This is a genomic window from Streptomyces sp. NPDC002130 (genome assembly GCF_040296465.1).
In the GTDB taxonomy this organism is placed as follows: Bacteria; Actinomycetota; Actinomycetes; order Streptomycetales; family Streptomycetaceae; genus Streptomyces.
In genome coordinates this window covers 1-2,617 of the sequence record NZ_JBEOXI010000527.1, presented here as the reverse complement: position 1 = coordinate 2,617, position 2,617 = coordinate 1, and the positions used below count along the sequence as shown (strand labels likewise).

The 2,617-nt window shown below is 74.1% G+C and carries 4 protein-coding genes; 1 reads left to right on the top strand and 3 read right to left on the bottom strand.

Annotated features, from left to right (window positions below; genetic code table 11):
- Positions 1-803, bottom strand: an 803-nt coding sequence (locus ABT116_RS42240; protein WP_351645756.1) for a fructosamine kinase family protein, incomplete at its 3' end; no start/stop codon positions are given.
- A 269-nt stretch (positions 804-1,072) separates the two neighbouring features.
- On the opposite strand from ABT116_RS42240, the gene ABT116_RS42235 reads away from it, so the two are divergent.
- Positions 1,073-1,396: a hypothetical protein gene (locus ABT116_RS42235; RefSeq protein WP_351645753.1), complete on the top strand. Its 324-nt coding sequence runs from the start codon at positions 1,073-1,075 to the stop codon at positions 1,394-1,396.
- Positions 1,397-1,411: 15 nt separating this feature from the next.
- On the opposite strand, the gene ABT116_RS42230 is transcribed toward ABT116_RS42235, so the two are convergent.
- Complete coding sequence (locus ABT116_RS42230) at positions 1,412-1,945, bottom strand: hypothetical protein (protein WP_351645750.1); 534 nt, start codon at positions 1,943-1,945, stop codon at positions 1,412-1,414.
- Positions 1,942-2,574: a hypothetical protein gene (locus ABT116_RS42225; RefSeq protein WP_351645758.1), complete on the bottom strand. Its 633-nt coding sequence runs from the start codon at positions 2,572-2,574 to the stop codon at positions 1,942-1,944. The genes ABT116_RS42230 and ABT116_RS42225 overlap by 4 nt, the downstream gene beginning before the upstream one ends.
- Positions 2,575-2,617: the final 43 nt, after the last annotated feature.

Sequence of the window (2,617 nt, the reverse complement as noted above, 5' to 3'; positions counted from 1 at the left end):
GGCCCGAACAGCTCGGCTTCCACCCGACCGTGAACCAGGTGGTGCACGCCGACACGTTCGGTCCAGCCGTCCGCGAGCGGCGCGACCTCCTGGTAGCCGTCAAGCACCCGCTCCAGGTGGGGGCAGCCGAACAGGCGCAGCATCGCCAGGTCCGTCTCCCGGTGCCCGCCGTGCGCTGCCGGGTCGATCAGCCGGACGTGCCCGTCGGCCGCCCACAGCACGTTGCCGCTCCACAGGTCGCCGTGCAGCCGCGCGGGCGGCTCGGCGGGCCCGGCCAGCTCCGGCAGCCGCTCGCACAGACGCTCCACGACGGCCGCCTCGCCGGACCGGAACGTGCCCTGGTCGACCGCCCGCCGCAGATACGGCAGCACGCGCTGCCCGGCGTACCAGCGTGGCCAGTCGATACCGGGTTCGTTGCGCATCGGCGCGAGCCCGATGTACGCGTCCACCGGGCCGTCCGGCGGCGCCGCCCCGAACGCGGGCGCCCCGGCGGCGTGCAGCGCGGCGAGGTCCCGCCCGAACCGCACCGCGGCCGCACGGTCCGGCCGCCCCTGCGGAACCCGGTCGATGACCAGCCAGCCGTCCTCGTGCCCGTGCACCACCGGCACCCGTACGCTCCCGGCAGCGGCCAGCCACCGCAGCCCCGCCGCCTCGGCCCGGGCCGCCCCGGGCGCGTCGGACCGCTTGACGACCACGACCCGCCCGTCGTCGAGAGCGACTTCGGCGAGAGCCCCCGACAGCTGCCTCTCACCGCTGACCGCCCGCCCGGTGAGCCGGGTCGCCACATCGGAACGGACGGTCATACGAACTCCCTCTCAGCCCTCGGAACCACCGCGAGGCGGTGCGGAACATTCTGGATGCCCCCGTTGTGGTCACTTCTCCGTGTGCCTGTGCCTGTGCCGTTCGTCCGGGAGTCGATCGCAGGAGTGGACCAGTCGTATCCGACGGCCGTCGTACCGCACTTGACCGCTGTTTCGACTTCAGGGACATTCGCCGCGCGCCGGTCACGCGGGACGGTGAAATCCCGGCGCCGGGCGAAAGAACCGGCCATCGCCGGGGGAGCAGTCGGGTCATGACGAGTACACCGTTCCAGCGCACCATCGCCCTCCCGGCCCCCGTGTGCGAACAAGCCGCTCAGCATCTGGAGCAGGCCGCGCAGCGGGCCGTCGACGGGGCCGCGATCCCGCTGAAGGCGTTCCGCGAGGCCGCCGACAACGACTTCACCCTGCCGGTCACGGTCGTCGAGCAGGCGGCGGCCTGCCTGCTGGTCCTCGCCACCGAGACCGCCCAGACCGTCCGCCCGTCCGCCCTGCGCGCCGTCATCAGCGTCGCGCTGCGGCTGCGCGACGCCGTGCAGCTGGCCCACCAGCCCGCCCTCAGCAGCAGGTTCTGGTGAGCGGATCCCGGCCTGTCAGGCTCCGCGGAAGGCGACCTCGACCTGCCGGTGACGCAGCGCCTCCAGCGTGGAATGTTGCCGGCGGGCCCGTTCGATGAGCTCGTCGAGCTGCCGCCGGTCGAGACGTCCGTCCGTGGCGGACAGATCGCGCAGCGTCTCCCAGCCGGCCAGCTTGCCCTCCACCCCGAGCGCCAGGGCCTCCAGCTCCCACAGGGTGCTCAGCGGGGAGCGCCGTACCAGGCTGCCGTTGCTCTTCAGCCGCCCCACCTGCTCGGCGGCCCGGCCCGCGTAGACCTTGTAGCGGCGCACCGGGACGTCCAGGCGCCGCATGAGGTGGAGCAGGGCCGTCCGGTCCTCGGCGATCTCGTCGGCGACCGGGGCCAGCGCGTCGGCGAGCGCCGAGCCACCGCAGGAGCGCAGCAGGTAGCGCACCCGCGCGGTCCCGGCGGTGGCACCGGCGAGATGGTCGTTGAGGTAGATCCCCAGCAGGGACATGTCGGTGGCCGGGGCACGCTCGGCGCCCGGCGAATCCGCTCGCTGTTCCGTCATGACGCGACTCCTGTCGTACTCCGGTCCTGCTCAACGGTCACCGTCGTGGTGACCCGCACGAGACAGGGAGGGCGGGGTGTCGAGCCGGTCCCGAAGCGCACGGGTGGCTCGACCGGGGCGAGGGCGCCGAGGCTCTCGCCCTTGCAGGTCACGGTCGCCGAGGTGACCGGGTGCAGGTCCCGGGCGCCGTACCACTGGTGCCGTCCGGCCCGGGCACCGGCGTGGGTGTGCGCCCCCAGCAGCAGACGGGCGGGCCGGTCCCACAGCGCGATCCAGCCCGGGCGGACGGTGAGGCGCCCCGGGACGGCCCGCAGCGCCAGGCCCGGCAGGTTCCGGCGGCCGGTGCTGAACTGCAGGTGGAGCGGCGGGGCGGTGACGGTCCAGTGCCGGCGGTCGGTGATGCGTACCGCGACCGGTACGACCCGCACCTCGTCGAAGACATAGGTGCCGGCGACGAACTGTGCCGTCTCGCCCGTGGGCGCCAGCAGCAGCCGGTGTCCGTCGGCCCCTTCGAACATCACGTCACTGAACGGCCCGAACGGCGACCGCGGCCAGTGGCCGAGCACAACGCGGGCGCCGGACGCCGTGCCGATCCCCGCGATCCAGCCGTCGAAACGCAGCGAGCGCACCGGCGACCGGACGTCGGCGCGCCGGGCCGGACCTGCGGGTTCT